Below are 426 nucleotides of genomic sequence, written 5' to 3' on the forward strand. Positions count from 1 at the left end.
CCACGAGCGAATGCGGCCAGGTCAAGGCGTTCGGGATGATGAGAGACGTGCCTTTACCGGAGCGCGGCGGTCCTATGACGAAACCGCCGACATCATCGCCATCAATCCACAATTTCTTGCCGCCGATCAGCTTGCGCTGGGTCAAGCGGATCTTGCCGGAGCGCTGATCGCGGCCGGGCGACAGAATTTCGGCCAGCCTGCCGCCGGCTCGACCGACGAAGACGCCGCCAACTTTCGTCAGGCCGGTTTTTGATACGTCGCTCATAGTCATGAAGCGAGAGTCGTTGCGCTTTTTCGGGCGCATGAGAAACAGGCCGACCAGCGGCGCAAGAAACCCTAATGCCCCTGCGGCGACGGCGTATTGTACCCGGCTAACATTCCCCGCTATCGTATCTGCCCAGGCCAGACGAACGACGGGCAAGGGAT

The 426-nt window shown here is 61.0% G+C and carries 1 protein-coding gene; it reads right to left on the reverse strand.

Annotation, left to right across the window (positions count from 1 at the left end):
* Positions 1 to 271, reverse strand: a 271-nt coding sequence (locus X760_RS77655; protein WP_198030594.1) for a type IV secretory system conjugative DNA transfer family protein, incomplete at its 3' end; no start/stop codon positions are given.
* Between the last annotated feature and the right edge of the window lie 155 nt (positions 272 to 426).

This window comes from Mesorhizobium sp. LSHC420B00 (assembly GCF_000503055.1).
Taxonomy (GTDB): domain Bacteria; phylum Pseudomonadota; class Alphaproteobacteria; order Rhizobiales; family Rhizobiaceae; genus Mesorhizobium.